15 protein-coding genes are annotated in these 16,647 nt (G+C 58.8%); 11 read left to right on the forward strand and 4 right to left on the reverse strand.

Annotated features, from left to right (window positions below; genetic code table 11):
• The first annotated feature begins 157 nt into the window (after nt 1–157).
• The 5 genes from rpoH (at nt 158) to QQG91_RS03925 (ending at nt 4,668) form a co-directional block, all read left to right on the forward strand.
• The gene (rpoH, locus tag QQG91_RS03905; protein ID WP_285771674.1) at nt 158–1,063 is read left to right on the forward strand and encodes an RNA polymerase sigma factor RpoH; all 906 of its coding nucleotides are present in this window, start codon (nt 158–160) and stop codon (nt 1,061–1,063) included.
• A gap of 164 nt (nt 1,064–1,227) precedes the next feature.
• Nucleotides 1,228–1,920, forward strand: a complete 693-nt coding sequence (locus tag QQG91_RS03910) for a phosphatidylserine decarboxylase (RefSeq protein ID WP_285771675.1) — start codon at nt 1,228–1,230, stop codon at nt 1,918–1,920.
• A complete protein-coding gene (gene pssA / locus QQG91_RS03915) occupies nt 1,921–2,691 on the forward strand; it encodes a CDP-diacylglycerol--serine O-phosphatidyltransferase (RefSeq protein WP_285771676.1) in 771 nt (256 codons plus the stop codon).
• A 77-nt stretch (nt 2,692–2,768) separates the two neighbouring features.
• Nucleotides 2,769–3,734, forward strand: coding sequence for a Gfo/Idh/MocA family protein (locus QQG91_RS03920; RefSeq protein WP_285771677.1), 966 nt, complete (start codon nt 2,769–2,771; stop codon nt 3,732–3,734).
• The gene (locus QQG91_RS03925) at nt 3,727–4,668 is read left to right on the forward strand and encodes a hypothetical protein (RefSeq protein WP_285771678.1); all 942 of its coding nucleotides are present in this window, start codon (nt 3,727–3,729) and stop codon (nt 4,666–4,668) included. Before QQG91_RS03920 ends, QQG91_RS03925 begins: the two co-directional genes overlap by 8 nt.
• An 11-nt stretch (nt 4,669–4,679) precedes the next feature.
• Here the strand turns inward: QQG91_RS03925 and QQG91_RS03930 are convergent, their stop codons facing one another.
• The gene (locus QQG91_RS03930) at nt 4,680–6,497 is read right to left on the reverse strand and encodes a M3 family oligoendopeptidase (RefSeq protein ID WP_285771679.1); all 1,818 of its coding nucleotides are present in this window, start codon (nt 6,495–6,497) and stop codon (nt 4,680–4,682) included.
• Nucleotides 6,498–6,633: 136 nt separating this feature from the next.
• Nucleotides 6,634–8,712, reverse strand: coding sequence for a hypothetical protein (locus QQG91_RS03935; RefSeq protein WP_285771680.1), 2,079 nt, complete (start codon nt 8,710–8,712; stop codon nt 6,634–6,636).
• Nucleotides 8,713–8,860: 148 nt separating this feature from the next.
• Here QQG91_RS03935 and QQG91_RS03940 point away from each other — a divergent pair, with 148 nt between their 5' ends.
• Entirely contained in the window at nt 8,861–9,502 is a 642-nt protein-coding gene (locus QQG91_RS03940) for a thiamine diphosphokinase (RefSeq protein WP_285771681.1), read from the forward strand.
• Here QQG91_RS03940 and QQG91_RS03945 read toward each other — a convergent pair.
• Together QQG91_RS03945 and QQG91_RS03950 are read right to left on the reverse strand one after the other, a co-directional pair.
• The gene (locus tag QQG91_RS03945) at nt 9,499–10,428 is read right to left on the reverse strand and encodes a DMT family transporter (RefSeq protein ID WP_285771682.1); all 930 of its coding nucleotides are present in this window, start codon (nt 10,426–10,428) and stop codon (nt 9,499–9,501) included. The genes QQG91_RS03940 and QQG91_RS03945 overlap by 4 nt on opposite strands.
• 11 nt (nt 10,429–10,439) lie before the next feature.
• Nucleotides 10,440–11,816, reverse strand: a complete 1,377-nt coding sequence (locus QQG91_RS03950) for an L-serine ammonia-lyase (protein ID WP_285771683.1) — start codon at nt 11,814–11,816, stop codon at nt 10,440–10,442.
• Between the two features lie 192 nt (nt 11,817–12,008).
• Here QQG91_RS03950 and rpiA point away from each other — a divergent pair, with 192 nt between their 5' ends.
• The 5 genes from rpiA (at nt 12,009) to QQG91_RS03975 (ending at nt 16,556) form a co-directional block, all read left to right on the forward strand.
• Entirely contained in the window at nt 12,009–12,797 is a 789-nt protein-coding gene (rpiA, locus tag QQG91_RS03955; protein WP_285771684.1) for a ribose-5-phosphate isomerase RpiA, read from the forward strand.
• 98 nt (nt 12,798–12,895) lie between these two features.
• Nucleotides 12,896–14,251 carry a glutathione-disulfide reductase gene (gor, locus tag QQG91_RS03960; RefSeq protein ID WP_285771685.1) on the forward strand — a complete coding sequence of 452 codons (1,356 nt, stop codon included), beginning with the start codon at nt 12,896–12,898 and terminating at the stop codon, nt 14,249–14,251.
• Nucleotides 14,252–14,320: 69 nt separating this feature from the next.
• Nucleotides 14,321–15,481 carry an FtsH protease activity modulator HflK gene (hflK, locus tag QQG91_RS03965; protein ID WP_285771686.1) on the forward strand — a complete coding sequence of 387 codons (1,161 nt, stop codon included), beginning with the start codon at nt 14,321–14,323 and terminating at the stop codon, nt 15,479–15,481.
• Entirely contained in the window at nt 15,481–16,356 is an 876-nt protein-coding gene (gene hflC / locus QQG91_RS03970) for a protease modulator HflC (protein WP_285771687.1), read from the forward strand. Before hflK ends, hflC begins: the two co-directional genes overlap by 1 nt.
• Complete coding sequence (locus QQG91_RS03975) at nt 16,356–16,556, forward strand: DUF2065 domain-containing protein (protein ID WP_285771688.1); 201 nt, start codon at nt 16,356–16,358, stop codon at nt 16,554–16,556. Before hflC ends, QQG91_RS03975 begins: the two co-directional genes overlap by 1 nt.
• Nucleotides 16,557–16,647: the final 91 nt, after the last annotated feature.

Genomic DNA, 16,647 nt, shown 5'->3' on the forward strand with positions numbered 1-16,647 from the left:
CAAGAGATCATCTGTGCGCGATTGCAGTCGAATGCCTCTCGTTCTTCGACGGAATGGGGCGCATAGTTCGTATGAAATTTTAGATTGTGCCTCTTGAACAGGAGGCATCTGCAACCAATATCGATGTTAAGCCCTTATACATTGGAGGGGGACAGATATGAGTAATACAAGTAGCTATGCAAATCTTCCGGCACCGTCGCCGGAGCAGGGTCTCAATCGGTATTTGCAGGAAATCCGCAAATTCCCGATGCTTGAACCCGAAGAAGAATACATGCTTGCCAAGCGCTGGGTCGATCATCAGGATTCAGGCGCGGCCCATAAGCTTGTGACATCGCACCTGCGTCTCGCGGCCAAAATCGCCATGGGGTATCGCGGCTATGGTCTTCCGCAGGCCGAGGTGGTGTCCGAGGCGAACGTCGGTCTGATGCAGGCGGTCAAACGCTTCGATCCCGAAAAGGGCTTTCGCCTTGCGACCTATGCGATGTGGTGGATCCGCGCCAGCATTCAGGAATATATCCTGCGCTCGTGGAGCCTTGTGAAACTCGGCACCACGTCGGCGCAGAAAAAGCTGTTCTTCAATCTGCGCAAAGCCAAGGCACGGATCGGCGCGTTGGAGGAGGGGGATCTTCACCCAGATAACGTCGCGCAAATCGCCAAAGATCTTGGTGTGACCGAGGATGAGGTCATCTCGATGAACCGCCGTATGTCGGGGGGCGATGCCTCTCTCAACGCGATGGTCGGTTCGGATGGCGATACCTCGACGCAATGGCAGGACTGGCTCGAGGACGAGGACGCCAATCAGGCGGCCCATTACGAGGCCCGTGACGAGCTCGAGAGCCGCCGCGCGTTGCTTGCAGAAGCGATGATGGTGCTCAACGAGCGCGAGCGCGATATTCTGGTCCAGCGGCGTCTTCAGGATGAAACCATCACGCTCGAGGATTTGTCCGAACAATACAGCGTAAGCCGCGAGCGTATCCGCCAGATCGAAGTGCGTGCCTTTGAAAAGCTTCAAAGCCGCATGACCGAGCTTGCCCGCGAAAAGGGTATGCTCGAGACGGTCTGAGGGGCCTAGTTCGCGATCAATTCAAGGGGCGCTTCTGAAAAGGAGTGCCCTTTTGCTTGTCAGCGGGCAAGCCTTGAGGCAAAGGAAGCAGCAAGCAGCCGCAAAAGCGGCGATTGGAAACTCGGCCATTCTTTGGCCAAGCGTTGAACAGACGGGGGCGCCCCATGAAAATGACAGATACCTTTATCAAGCCGATGCATCCCGAGGGACGCAAGTTCGTGGCGATCTTCGCCGCGATCACTGCCGTGCTCTTCCTGATCTGGGAGCCTCTGGGTTGGATCGGAGTGGGTTTGACGGTTTGGTGCTATTACTTCTTCCGCGATCCGATCCGTTCGGTGCCGCAGCAGAGCGGACTTATGGTCTCGCCCGCCGATGGTGTGATTTCGTTGATCGAAGAGGCAGTTCCGCCCGCCGAGCTCGACATGGGTCCCGAGCCGCGTCTTCGGGTATCGGTGTTCATGAGCGTCTTTAATTGTCACGTGAACCGTACGCCGATCACGGGCACGATCAAAAAGGTCGCCTATCGTCCCGGCAAATTTCTCAATGCCTCGCTCGATAAGGCAAGCGAAGACAACGAGCGCAATTCGCTCCGTATCGAGCTTGAAGACGGCCGCGAGATCGCTGTTGTCCAGATCGCGGGTCTTGTCGCGCGCCGTATCGTGCCCTTTGTCAAAGGCGGCGAACAGCTCAAGACGGGCGAGCGTTTCGGCCTTATCCGTTTCGGATCGCGCGTCGATGTTTATCTCCCCCATGGTGTGGCCCCCAAAGTCGCGCTTGGCCAAACCATGATCGCAGGCGAAACTGTTCTGGCGGATCTCAACAGCGACGAGCCGCGCCGCATGGCAGAAAGCATCTAAATGGCACAGGCACCGCAATCGAAGAAATCCTTGTCTCTTTGGCAGATGTTGCCGAATTTGCTGACTCTTTCGGCCATTTGCGCCGGTATGACGGCCATTCGGTTTGCGATGCAGGGGCGGATCGAATTCGCGGTGTTCCTGATCCTCGTGGCGGCCATTCTCGATGGTCTTGACGGGCGACTTGCGCGGCTTCTCAAGACCGAAAGCGAAATCGGGGCCGAACTCGACTCGCTTGCCGACTTTATGAACTTCGGCGTGGCGACGGGGATCGTTATGTATCTCTATGGCCTCCAATCCTCGAGCGAGGGTTGGATTCTGGTGCTCATCTATGCGATCTGCTGCGTGATGCGCCTTGCACGTTTCAACGTCGACGCCAAGGCCCGTCCCAAGGACGAACAGCGCCGCAATTTCGTCGGTGTGCCGTCTCCCGCGGGTGCCCTTCTCGTGATGTTCCCGCTCTTTGTCCACAAGACCTTTCCCGAGCTCGGCGCACCGAACCAGTGGTTCGTCGGCGGGGCGATGCTCGTCTCGGGGCTCCTTATGATCAGCCGCGTCCCCACACCGTCGCTTAAATCCGTGACGATTCCGCGTGAATATGCGCGTTTTCTGGTGCTTGCGATCATCGGGATCGTCGCGGTGCTCTTTACATGGCCTTGGGCGACCCTTGTCGTGCTCAGCACGATTTACCTCGGGTCCATCGTTTGGACGTGGCGCCGCGCGCACGTCTGGAAAGACATGGGCCACAAGGACGAAAACCACACCCAATCCTGACACAAGGGCTTTGTTGTCATTGCCCTTGCCTGTGGTCCTGTTACTCTCCATCTCAATGAAAAATGGAGAGTTTTCACATGACCGTCCGTTGGGGAGTCCTTGGTGCGGCGAAGTTCGCACAACAGCATATGGCCCGCGCCATCCACGCCGCAGAGGGAGCCAACTTTTACGCGCTGGCAACCTCTGACGCTGACAAGGCCAAAGCCTTTCAAGCGTTCCAGCCCAATCTTGTCGTGCACGACAGCTACGAGGCCCTGCTTGCCGACCCAAAGGTCGATGCGGTCTATATCCCGCTGCCGAACCATCTCCATGTGGAATGGACGCTCAAGGCGCTAGCCGCGGGTAAACATGTGCTATGCGAAAAGCCGATTGCCATGAATGAGGCTGAATTCGATGCCCTGATCGCCGCGCGCGACAAAAGCGGCAAGCTTGCCGCCGAAGCTTATATGATCGTGCATCATCCGCAGTTCCAGCGTGCCCGCCAGCTTGTCCAAGGGGGCGCAATCGGCGAGCTGATGCTTGTCGATACGGTGTTCAGCTACAACAACGCGGCCGACACGGACAACATCCGCAACCGTCCCGAAACAGGGGGCGGTGCGCTTCCCGATATCGGGGTCTATATTTTCGGCTCGACCCGCTTCGTCACGGGCGAAGAGCCCACGGACGTGACCCATGCCAAGATCGTGCGCGAAAACGATGTGGACGTGTTCACACAGCTTTCTGCCACGTTCCCGTCCTTTGCCTATCAGGGCGTGGTGTCCATGCGGATGGCGGCGCGGCAGTATCTGACCTTCCACGGGACCAAAGGTCATGTGACGCTGAACGCCCCGTTCAATGCCAATGTCTATGACATCGCGACAGTGACGGTGGAAACCGCAGAGGGGCGCAAGACTGAACGCTTCCCGACCGTGAACCAATATGTGCTCCAGGTCGAAGCCTTCTCGCGCTCGGTCGAGACGGGCGCGGCTTATCCCTGTCCGCTCGAATTCTCGCGCGGCACGCAGCGCATGATCGATATGACCTTCAAGGCGGAACATGGATAAGACGTTCTACATTCACGTGCCAAAGAACCTTTTGGCGCATGTGAAAGAAGCAGAGGGGCATTTCTATGCCCGCCTGCTCAAGGGACTTCATCAACTGGGGGGCCGTGCCGAATTGATCGAGCGCGCGCCCCTGAACATTCCCCCCGATCCCTTTGACGGGAATTTCCATTTCGTGCATCAGGGGTTCCACCATCAGCAAAACGTGCTGAATACGGGGCCCGCCTATATCGCACCCTATTTCTATGCCGACCCTCAAGGGGTGTTCGGCGAAAGCTCGTTGGTCGGCGAAACGTTCGACGCGGCGGCGCAACCTGCGGCCAAAGCTGCGGCATTTACTGGCAAGCTTGCGGAAAAACTGCGTTATGTGAGCGACGCGGTGGAACTCCCAGAACGCGACTCCATCGTGCTCTTGCTCCAGCCGATGAACGAAATTCTGGAGCGCACCACACGGATCGACATTCGCGAGTTGGTGCGCGGCGCGGTGGCTGCGGCCCAAGGAGAAAAGATCATCATCTGGAGCCATCCTGCGGTCGCCGACGACCAGCTTGACGATCTCTTGGGACGTCTCGACCGACAGCGCGGCAATGTCGAAGTGACCAAGGCTCCAGTGACCCATGTGCTGGCCAAGGCACGGGTCACGGTGTCCTATAATTCACCGCATGCGCTCGAAGGGATGTGTCTGGGTGTGCCAGCCGTCTTTTGTGCCAAAACCGATCTCTGTCATAACGGGGTGTCCTGTCACGATATGATGGAAATCGGCGGCGCAATCGAAAAAGCGACGTCACAGGATTGGCCGCACGAAGCGTTTGTCTACTGGTTCCTTTTCCGCAAGATGCTCAATGGCGGCGGACCGAGGTTCGTGGAGACCGCCCTGCGCCGTATCAAAACGCAGGGCGTCAATCTCAAACATTTCGGGATCGATCTAAAGGGCTGATCCTTGTGGGATCAGTCCTCCATCTTCTCCAATTCGTCGATCATGCCTTCGATCATCGACAGACCCTTGCTCCAGAACGCAGGGTCCGAGGCGTCAAGACCAAAGGGCGCAAGAAGCTCCTTGTGATGCTTGGAGCCCCCCGCTTTGAGCATGTCGAAATACTTTTCCTGAAAGTCCGCATCGCCTTCTTCATAGGCGGCATAGAGCGCGTTCACGAGGCCATCGCCAAAGGCATAGGCATAGACATAGAAGGGCGAGTGGACGAAGTGCGGGATATAGGCCCAGAAGGTCTTGTATCCGTCAAAGAATTCGAACGCATCGCCAAGGCTCTCGCCCTGAACCGACATCCAGAGTGCGTTGATATCCTCGGGCGTAAGTTCTCCCTGACGGCGCGCGGCGTGGAGTTTGCATTCAAAGTCGTAAAAGGCGATCTGGCGCACAACGGTGTTGATCATATCCTCGACTTTGCCGGCGAGAAGCACTTTGCGCTCGGTCTTGGATTTGGCCTCGGAGAGCAGCTTGCGGAAGGTCAGCATCTCGCCAAAGACCGAAGCCGTTTCCGCAAGGGTGAGCGGGGTCGATGAGAGAAGCTCGCCCTGACCTGCAGCGAGAACCTGATGGACGCCGTGACCCAGCTCGTGGGCAAGTGTCATCACGTCGCGCGGCTTGCCGAGATAGTTCAGCATCACATAGGGGTGCACCGTGCTCACCGTCGGGTGTGCAAAGGCACCGGGAGCCTTACCGGGTTTGACGCCCGCGTCGATCCAGCCCTTCTTGAAGAACGGCTCGGCAATCTCGGCCATGCGCGGATCAAAGGCCGCATAGGCTTCCATGACGACCTTTTCCGCTTCTTCCCAACCGACAAGCCGGTCCGCTTCCATCGGAAGGGGGGCGTTGCGGTCCCAGACTTGAAGCTTTTCAAGCCCGAGCCATTTGGCCTTGAGACGGTAGTAACGGTGCGAAAGGCGCGGATAGGCCTCGACAACTGCGTTGCGAAGCGCTTCGACCACCGCAGGTTCGACATGGTTCGAAAGGTGGCGGCTCATCTGGGCGGTTTCAAACCCGCGCCAACGATCCTCGATTTCCTTTTCTTTGGCGAGCGTGTTGTGCACGCGGGCAAAGGTCTTGACGTTCTTTTCAAAAACACGCGCCAGCTCGCGGCTACCTGCTTCGCGGCGTTCACGCTTTTGCTCCGAGAGAAGATCAAGCGTGCCTTCGATGTTCAGCTCTTCGCCATCGACCTCGAAGGTCAGGCCCGCAATGGTTTCGTCAAAGAGGCGGTTCCATGCGGCGGCGCCGACAACGCTTTGATCGTGCAGGAATTTTTCGAGCTCGTCCGAAAGCTGATAAGGTTTCATCGCGCGCATACGGTCGAGCACGGGTCTGTATCGCGCAAGATCGGCGTTCTCGGACATGACTTGGGTGTAGCGCTCGTCCTCAATGCGATTGAACTCGAGGCTCCAGAACACCAGAGGGGTCGTGTATACGGTGATCTTGTCCTGAAGGTCGGACATGAATTTGGCGCGGTCGGGATCGGTGGTGATCTGGTAATAGCGCAGACCCGCAAAGGACATCAGACGCCCCGCGATGATGTCGATCTGCTCGTAGCGCTTGATCGCGTCCAAAAGATCAATGGCGGAGAGGGTCGCGAGTTTGCCCTCGTAGTCGGCGGCGAAGGAGGCGCAGGCCGCTTCAAGCCAGTCGATGTCCCGCTTGATTTCGGCGCAATCGGTCGAAGGGTAAAGGTCCGTGAGATCCCACTCGGGAAGAGGGCCAAGAGATTTACCGCCGGAAGCGTTTGCGTCGAATAGGGGAGAATGCTTGGTCATCTTTGCCTCTTTGTTCTTTGGTTCCCCTCAAGATAGGAGCCAAGGGGACAAGAGAAAAGGCACCATCGTTCATACGGTGCAAAAGAAAAGCGGCAGAGAAGACCCTGCCGCTTTGATCATCGGTTATCTGCACCCATCAGGGGCGATAGTCGGTGTCCTCGGAAATCGCGAAGCGGCCATTGCGCACTTTGGCGATACGGCCCTCACGCAGAAGGGTGCCGAAGGCCCGAAGACTGTCTTCGCGGTCAAAAGTGTCGATTTCCATCAGCTTGCGCATGACTTGCGGGCGGGAAAAATCTTCGAGCCCTTCGACAAAGGTCGTGTGCGCAGCCGCAGCTTCAAGAAGCTCTTCGATGCTTTGCGCGCCCATGTCGGATGCGAATTGCGCAAAGCCCGAGGCATCTTGCTCTATCTCTTCTTTGCGGACCGCGTTGCTCTGGACGGCGATGCGACGCGGCATCACGGGAAGACCCGATTTCGGGGCTTCGACGGGGGCGACATCGACGCGCTGGCTTGCGACCAGCTTGAGCGGAGCAGGGCGCGGGCGCTCTTCCTCGGCTTTGGCGGAACGGGGGCGAACCACCTGATCGAGAACACGGCGGAAGGGGTTTTCGCGGGTTTCCTCGGTTTCCTGCTTTTCGCCCAGCATGCGGGCCGCCTCGGTGGCGGCAACAGCGGCCTTGAGTTGCGAGAAAGCTTCGCGGCGACGATTGGATTCGGGTTCGCGCAGGTGCTGGTCGGCACGGTCAGCGATCCGGTTCACGTCATCCGATTGATCGGGGGCACGGTCAAGAAGGGCGCGGCCCATACGGCGCAGAGGGTTCTGGGACGGGGCAGGGGCGTGCACCGGCGCTTCGTCATACTCTTCTTCAAAGGCGTCGGTCTCTGCTTCGGCGACAAAGTCGTCCTCATCGTCGAAGTCGTCTTCCTCTGCGTCCTCTTCGATTTGAGAGAGCTCGCGCAACAGCTCTGCCTCTTCCTCATCCGAAAGGGCATCAGACGTCACATCGAATTCGTCAAGCCCGTCAAGATCGGCAAGATTGACTTCCTTCTTGGCGGCGACAGCGGGCGCTTCATCTTCAAGATCGTCTTCGGCGTCGGCAAAGATCGAAGTGTCGCTCGACTCGACCGTCAGGGTGCGCTCGAAGTCCTCGCTTGCGCGTTTCATCCGAATGACACGGACGCGGTTACGGGCAAGAGCCCGAAGGTCCTTGGGCGCTTCTTCTGCCTGCGGTGCAGGTGCCTCGGGGGCAACCGCCGCCGCGATCTCTTCGAGGAGCGTATCGTCGGTATCGGGCGTTTCCTCTTCGGCGGCAAGCGCCTCGTCGGCCTCGTCCTGTGCCTCAAGATCGTCTTCCTCGAGGTCAACTTCCTCGTGGTCGTCTTCTTCAAGGTCGACTTCGTCAAGTTCGGCTGTCAGGCGGCCCAAAAGGGCATCCTCTTCGTCCAACTCGTCTTCGTCCACGATCTCAGGCTCTGCCTCTTCCTCGTCGATATCGGCAAGCTCGTGCGCTTGGGGTTCGTCGTCTTCGACCTCTTCCGCAACCTCGGGTTCGACTTCGGAGAGAATAGACGTGATGCTTGCGTCTTCTTCGAGTGTTTCTTCTCGAACGGACTCTTCAGAAACGGCCTCGGTCACAGGTGCAACTGGGGCTTGGCTCTCGGGTGCGCTCTCTTCATAGCCGAAGGTCAGTTCTTCGATCTCTTCGGCTTCGACAAACTCTTGCGAGGGGGCAAGATCCTCGATGAATTCGGCGGGTTGAACAGCCGATTTGCCGACAACGGAACGGATGCGCTGCAATTTGGCGGCAACACTCTCGGAAGGCATCGGAGCAGTGCGCGGCATCGCCGCAGCAGGCTGAGCCACAGCCGAAGGAGGCATCGTGGGCTCGGCTTGGGAAACCGGAGCAGACGCAACGCGAGCAGGAGTTGCGGCTACTTGGGCACGTGGCATGGTGGCATCGGCAGCGCGGAGGTGAATACCCCCATCGCTCATCCGCGCCTCAACGCGACGGGCAATCTCTCGTTCAGCAATACGAGCGAGCATCTCGGCATCGGGTGTCGGGGGCTCCGCACCGAAGTAACGGTCATCGGCTGCAAGATCACGGAAGTATTCCGCAATCGCCTTCATCGTGTCGAAGGAGTCATCGAATCCTTCGAGTGTGCACGAGAAGGTGCCGTATGAAACTGTTAAGACTTTACTCGATCCGACCATGGGATCCTCGCTCTTTTACAAACTCTGTTCAGTGGTTTTACCATTGATTGGATTGATTTCTGGAACAAAACCAAGAAAAGAGCGGGATTATTTCAAGGCCATATTGTGGCAAAGTCACCCAAAAACGGGGGTTTTTACGTTGAATATCATGATTCTGGCTGAAAACGATCCCGTTTTGGTTGTGGGGGGCGGTGAAGCCGATCCCCAGGACATCCGTGACTTTGCGATTCTGGCTTCGGTGGTTGTTGCGGCGGATGGGGGGGCAAAGGCGCTGGGCGCGGCGGGGCTTCGCCCGCACCATGTCATCGGCGATCTGGACAGCCTTGCGCCGCAGGACCGCGAAGGTTTTGCCGATGTGCTCCATCACGTTCACGAGCAATCGACGACGGACTTCGAGAAATGTGTTTCGCGGATCAGGTCCCCGCTCATCTATGCCTTGGGTTTTACGGGCGGGCGGGTCGATCATTTCCTGTCGGTTGTGAATGTCATGGCGCGTTATGCCGACAAACGGATCATGCTGGTCGGGCCCGAGGATGTTTCGGTCGTGGCGCGCGGAACGCTTACACTCTCGCTCGACGCGGGAACGCGGCTGTCGATCATGCCGCTCGAAGCGCTGACCTGCGAGACACAAGGCTTGCGATGGAATCTGAGCGGGCAGAGGCTTGATCCGCTTGGCCTGACGTCGATCTCGAACGAAGCGCTGGAGGGCCACCAGCGTATTTCACTTTCGGGGCTCGCACTCCTCAGCGTGCCGCGCTCAGCGCATTCCGTTCTGGAAGCCGCGTTCTAGACCTTATTCTGGCCGCTCGGCGGAAGCGTGACCGTGGCGCTGCGGGCGGTCATCCGTTCGCGGTGCACGATATAAAGCCCCGACGAGACGATGATCGCGATCCCTGTCCAGGTGAGCAGGTTCGGGAAGTCCTGAAAGATCAGGAACCCGAGGATCGCAGCACTCACGATTTCGAGGTAGTGAAGGGGCGCAAGGGTGGCCGAAGGCGCAAAGCGAAGCGCATAGGTCATAAGGCCATGCGAGGCGGCGGAGCACGCTCCGACACCGAAAAGCCAGACCCAGAAAATGCCCTCTGGCATCACGGGATCGAGCGTCGGAATGGCGGTGATGTCCGCGATCCAAGTGATCGGAACGCAAATCGCGGTCGCGACGGTTGCCGTGTGGAACTGCATCGGGAGCGGGTGGATCTTGCGGCTCAATCCCCGCGTGACAAGCATATAGAGCGCAAAAAGCACTGCGGTTCCTAGCGGGAAGAGCGCCCAATATCCAAAGGCGCTGAAACTTGGCTGGATGACAAGAAGCGAGCCGCCGAAGCCGACGACCGAGGCGGCAATGCGGCGCGGTCCGACCTCGTCGTTGAAAAGGAACTTGCCGAGGATCAAGAGGATGAAGGGTTCGACAAAGGCAATGGCCAGCGCGTCTGCAATCGGCATCCGCGAAACAGCGGCCACAAAGCAATATGTCGATCCGATCAGGCAAAGCGCCCGTAGTGTCATCTGGCCCAAGAGCCGCGGATCAAGCCGAAGCCCGAAGCCCATGATCATGCAAACAGGCGCCATGATCGCGGCTTGCACGATAAAGCGCGCGGTTGTGATCTGACCGACGGGGATCGTCTCGGCTGCGAGTTTTGCAAAGGCATCGAGCATGGGCGCGATGACACAAAACCCGATCATCAGGGCAATTCCGAGAGGGACGCGGTCGGTCATAATCTAGGCCATCAGCAATTGGGAACATTGACGGCAAGGCCGCCAAGGGATGTTTCCTTGTATTTGCTGTGCATGTCCATGCCTGTTTGCCGCATCGTCTCGATTGCAGCGTCGAGTGGTACAAAGTGCTTGCCATCCCCGCGTAGGGCGAGTGATGCCGCCGAAACCGCCTTGATCGCGCCCAGTCCGTTGCGTTCGATGCAGGGCACCTGAACCAATCCTTTGACGGGATCGCAGGTCATTCCGAGGTGATGTTCAAGCGCGATCTCTGCTGCGTTTTCGACCTGTTCGGGGGTGCCGCCCAGAACCGCGCAGAGCCCTGCGGCCGCCATGGCAGAGGCGCTTCCGACCTCGGCCTGACATCCGCATTCGGCGCCCGAGATCGAGGCGTTGAATTTGATCAGCCCGCCGATGGCTGCAGCCGTCAGAAGGAAATCGGGGATATTGCGCTCGCTCGCGCCCGGCACATGGTCGAGCCAATAGCGGATGACGGCGGGCACGACCCCTGCTGCGCCATTGGTCGGCGCGGTGACGACTTGGCCCCCCGCCGCGTTTTCCTCGTTTACCGCCATCGCATAGACCGACATCCAATCGTTGATCGTATGCGGCGCAACAAGGTTCATGCCGCGCTCTGCCATCAGGCTTTGATAGATCGAAGGCGCACGGCGACGCACCTTGAGACCACCGGGGAGAATGCCTTCGGGCGCACTGAGGCCGCGATTGATACAGGCGTTCATCACGTCCCAAATGCGGGCAACGCCCCTGTCGAGCGCCGCACTGCCGCCGCGGGAATGTTCGTTGGCGCGTTTCATCTCGGCAATGCTCTTGCCGCTTGCGGCCGCCATATCGAGCATTTCTGCCGCCGACTTGAACGGGAAGGGAACGGGCGGGCCGTTGTCGGTGGCTTGCCCAGCGGCAAGCTCCTCGGCGGTCAGCACAAAGCCCCCGCCGATGGAGTAATAGACCACTTCGGCGATCACGTCGCCTTGGGTGTCGACGCCGCGCAGGATCAGCCCGTTTGCATGGCCTTCGAGGTTTGGACCGTAGTCGAAGACGAGATGGTCCTTGGGATTGAAGTCGAGCGTGCCCAGACCCTCGACATGGATCGTGCCCTCTGCGTTGATGCGGGCAAGCTCGGTTTCCGCGCGCTCGGCATCATAACTGTCGGGTAGAAAGCCAGCGAGACCAAGGATCACGGCGCGGTCCGTTGCATGCCCGACGCCCGTAAAAGCGAGCGAGCCATGCAGCGAGGCGCGCAGCCCGTGGACGCCGAAAGGGAGCTTCCTCAGATGCTCGAGGAAGCGTGCGCCCGCAACCATGGGCCCCATCGTATGAGAGGAAGACGGGCCTATGCCCACTTTGAACATGTCAAAGACTGAAAGAAACATCGCGCACCTCGTTTGTTGTCCCTAACCTAGGTTGCGCCAACCGCGAAAGCTGTCCGAATGCGACATAGTCGTGCTCAAAGGCGCATTCGCGCATTTTGCCTACGGAAATTGCGATCCGATGCGGGCTTTTGTCTCTCGCACCTTTGCGGAAATGTTCCTATAACGCCTGTGAACCAACTGCGGAGCTGCCCCATGACCGGTGAACTTTCCCCCATCGACAAAGCCAAATTCGTCGCCGCAAAGCGCGCGGCCCAATATGTCGAGAGCGGAATGCGCGTCGGGCTGGGAACGGGGTCTACGGCGGCTTGGCTGGTGAAATGCCTTGGCGAGATGGTCCAGAACGAAGGTCTTCGGATCAAGGGGGTTCCGACCTCGACCCGCACCGCGCAACTTGCCCGCGAAGTCGGGATCGAAGTCATCAGCCTTGACGAGGCCAAGTGGCTCGACGTGACGATCGACGGCGCAGATGAATTCGACCGCAACCTCAATCTGATCAAAGGTGGCGGCGGGGCCCATCTTCAGGAAAAGATCGTGGCGACTGCCTCGGACCAGATGATCGTGATCGCGGATGTCTCCAAATCGGTCGAGACGCTCGGTGCCTTCCCGCTCCCGCTCGAAGTGATCCCTTTTGGTTGGCAGACCACGAAAACAATCGTCGAAGAAGCTCTGATCGGCATGGATGTGATGGGGCGCGATGTCTCGCTGCGTATGAACGGGGACCGTCCCTTCATCACGGACGAGGGCAACCATATCCTCGATCTGCATCTCAACCGCATCGGCAACGCCCGCCAGCTCAGCCTTGTGTTGAACCAGATCCCGGGCGTCGTCGAGAACGGGCTTTTCATCGACATTTGTGACGCAGTTGTGATCGGATACGGAGACGGACGCGTGGAAGTGCGCGACATCAACGCAGGTTCGGTTGAAGAGAGCAAATTCGACTTTCTCGAGAACGATAACCTCTTCACCGATATTTCCGACTGAGCCTTGCGCCTCTTGACGGCGCAAGTCGTGGCGACCATCTGCTCGGGGGCAGCGGGTGGCCGACAAAGGGCCTCCACAAGACAAACGGAGTGAGACACATGGCCTTTGATTACGATCTTTTTGTCATCGGGGGCGGCTCGGGCGGCGTGCGTGCGGCGCGTGTGGCCTCTGCGACCGGAGCCAAAGTCGCGCTTGCCGAAGAATACCGGATGGGCGGAACCTGTGTGATCCGTGGCTGTGTGCCCAAGAAACTCATGGTCTTTGCCTCCGAGTTCAACGAGGCCATGTCCGATGCGCGTGCCTATGGCTGGGACGTGCCCGACGGCACGTTCAACTGGCTTGAATTCCGCGGTAAACTCCATGCCGAGCTTGATCGCCTCGAGGGCGTTTATCGCCGCCTTCTCGATGGCTCCAACGTCGAAATTTTCGACGCCCGCGCCACGCTCAAGGACGCGCATACCGTTACGCTCAGCACGGGGCAGACCTTTACCGCCAAGCATATCCTCATTGCGGTCGGCGGCCGCCCAAGCGTGCCCGAGATGGAAAACGCAGGCCTCGGCATCACGTCGAACGAGATTTTCCTTTTGGATGAACTCCCCAAGTCGATCCTGATCGTTGGGGGCGGGTATATCGCTTGCGAGTTTGCGGGTATTCTCAACGGTCTTGGCGTCGAGGTGACGCAGTATTACCGGGGCGAACAGATCCTGCGCGGTTTCGACGGAGAGGCACGCGGGCTGATTGCCGATCAGATGAAAGAACGCGGCGTCGATCTTCATTGTGGCGTGAATATCCTCTCGATGGAAAAGCAGGGCGATCAAATCTGCGTCAAAGGCACGAACGGCGTCGAGAAGCTGTTTGATCAGGTGATGTTCGCAACGGGCCGCTCACCCAACACCCAAGGGCTCGGGCTTGAGGAGGTTGGCATCAAGACGGGTCGCAAAGGCGAGATCGTCGTCGACGAATATTCGCAGACCAATATTCCCTCCGTCTTTGCCATCGGCGATGTGACCGACCGAGTGCAATTGACGCCTGTTGCGATCCGCGAGGCGATGGCCTTTGTCGAGACCGTGTTCAAAGGCAATCCGACGGCGGTCGATCACGAGTTGATCCCTTCGGCGATCTTTACCCAGCCAGAATACGGCGTTGTCGGCCTTTCCGAAGAGGATGCCGCCGCCAAAGGTCCGATCGAGGTCTATGTGGCGTCGTTCAAACCGATGCATCATGCCTTTGCAGGACGCAGCGACCGTGTGCTGATGAAACTCATCGTTTGCGCCGATACCCGCAAGGTTCTGGGCTGTCATATTGTAGCCGACCATGCGGGCGAGATGATCCAGATGGTGGGGATTGCGGTGAAGATGGGCGCAACCAAAGAAGACTTTGATCGGACCGTGGCGGTTCATCCGACCATGGCCGAAGAACTCGTAACCATGAAAGCGCCGACGCGGACCGCTTGAATTTCGTGTGGAAACACACATCTTTGAGGGAACGCAGGTGACTGACGCAAGTAAGGGATAAGGAATTATATGTCTGGAAATAATGGCGGCCCCTGGGGTGGAGGCAACAGAGGCGGATCGGGCGGCGGCGATGATGATCGCGACCGCGGCCAGAACGGCGGGCGTCGACCCGGCGACGGTCAGGGGCAGATCCCCGAAATCGACCAGATTGTAAACAAAGGCCGCGAGCAGCTTCGCGTGCTCATGGGCGGCGGTGGCGGCGGCGGCAATGGCCGGCGTCCGATGAATGGTGGCCCGAATGGTCCGCAGATCACGCGTGGCGGTATCGGGCTCGGGGTTCTTGGCGCTGTTGCGCTTTGGGCCTTTGCCTCTTTCTACACGGTCAAGCCCGAAGAACAGTCGGTCGAACTTTTGCTTGGCAAGCCCTATGCGATCGGAAACCCGGGTCTGAACTTTGCGCCCTGGCCCATCGTGACCCGTGAAGTGATCGCGGTCACGACCGAACGCACGATCGAGATCGGTGCAAGCCGCACCGGTCAGGAAGCCGGCCTGATGCTGACGGGTGACGAGAATATCGTGGACATCGACTTTCAGGTCGTCTGGAACATTTCCGACCCCGAAGCCTATCTCTTCAATCTCGCCAATCCATCGGCAACAATCGAAGCTGTGGCTGAATCCGCGATGCGTGAAATCATCGCGCAGTCCGAGCTTGCGCCCATCCTCAACCGTGATCGCGGTGTCATCGCCGAGCGTCTCAAGGATCTCATCGTTTCGACACTCGCCGGCTATAACAGCGGCGTGAATATCGTCCGCGTGAACTTTGACAAAGCGGACCCGCCAGAGCCCGTCATCTCGGCCTTCCGCAAGGTGCAGGACGCCGAGCAGGAGCGTGACCGTCTCAAGAACGTGGCAGATGCCTACTCGAACCGCGTAGTCGCACAGGCGCGCGGTGAAGCTGCGCAGATCCTCGAACAGGCCGAAGCCTACCGCGCTGAAGTCATCAACCGTGCAGAAGGTGACGCAAGCCGTTTCTCAGCAATCCTTGCCGAATACCGTCTCGCACCCGAGGTCACGCGAGAGCGTCTTTACCTCGACATGATGCAAGAGGTTCTCCGCAAGTCGAACATCGTTCTTCTCGAGGACGGTGAGGGTGGCTCGGGTGTCGTGCCCTATCTTCCGCTCAACGAGATCAACCGTAACCGAACCACTACGACGGGAGGGTCGAACTAATGCGTAAATCTGCTTTGTTGATCCCCGCGCTTGTCGTGGTTGTCGCCGGTCTTTTGTCCTCGCTCTACATCGTGGACGAACGCCAAAAGGCTCTGGTGCTGCAATTCGGTCAGATCGTGACCGTAAAAGAAGATCCCGGTCTGGGGTTCAAGATCCCGCTGATCCAACAGGTCGTCTATTACGATGACCGCATCCTGAGCCGCGATATGGCTTCGCTCGAAGTCACGCCTTCGGATGATCGCCGTCTGATCGTGGATGCCTTTGCACGCTACAGGATCGCCGATGTGCGCCAGTTCCGTCAGGCTGTCGGTGCGGGCGGCGAAGAGTTTGCCGCATCGCGTCTCGACTCTATCCTGCGCGCCCAAACCCGCGAAGCCTTGGGTTCGGTGACGTCGAACGATATTCTTTCGACGGATCGTGCGGCTTTGATGCAGACCATTCGCAATGGTGCCATCGACGAGGCACAGGCGCTTGGTATCCAGCTGATCGACGTGCGTCTCAAGCGCACCGACCTTCCGCCCGAGAACCTTCAAGCGACCTACAATCGTATGGAAGCCGAACGCGAGCGTGAGGCTGCCGACGAAGTAGCCCGTGGCCGCGAAGCCGCCCAGCGGATCGAAGCACAGGCGGATCGCACCGTGGTCGAACTCACCTCGGACGCACAGCGTCAGGCAGAGATCATCCGCGGTGAGGCAGATGCGCAGAGCACCGCCATCTATGCGGCCGCCTATGGTGAAGATGCAGAGTTCTTCCGTTTCTATCGCTCGCTGGTCGCCTATCGTGATGCCCTCGGCTCGGAAAACACCTCGATGGTGCTCTCGCCCGAGTCCGATTTCTTTGACTACCTTCGCTCGTCGCAGGGGGCCACCGACTGATGGGGTTTATCATGCTGGCAATCGGGCTGGTATGCGTGGTGGAGGGGCTGGCCTATGCGCTGGCCCCTTCGCTTATGGAACGGTCGCTCGAAGTGCTCAAAGCCATGCCGATCGAGACGCGCCGACGGGTCGGTCTCGGGGCTTTGGCGGTTGGGGTCGGCTTTGTCTGGGCGGCTTTCGCCCTTGGTTTCGGCTCGTAACAATTCGTCACGTGCCTTTGAGAGTGCGCGATGGCTGTTTGAATTGATTTCGGAACGGCTTAGGCTCACATCTAGCGGAACGAAGCCGCCT

Origin of the sequence: Marivivens sp. LCG002 (genome assembly GCF_030264275.1) — a bacterium.
Taxonomy (GTDB): Bacteria; Pseudomonadota; Alphaproteobacteria; order Rhodobacterales; family Rhodobacteraceae; genus Marivivens.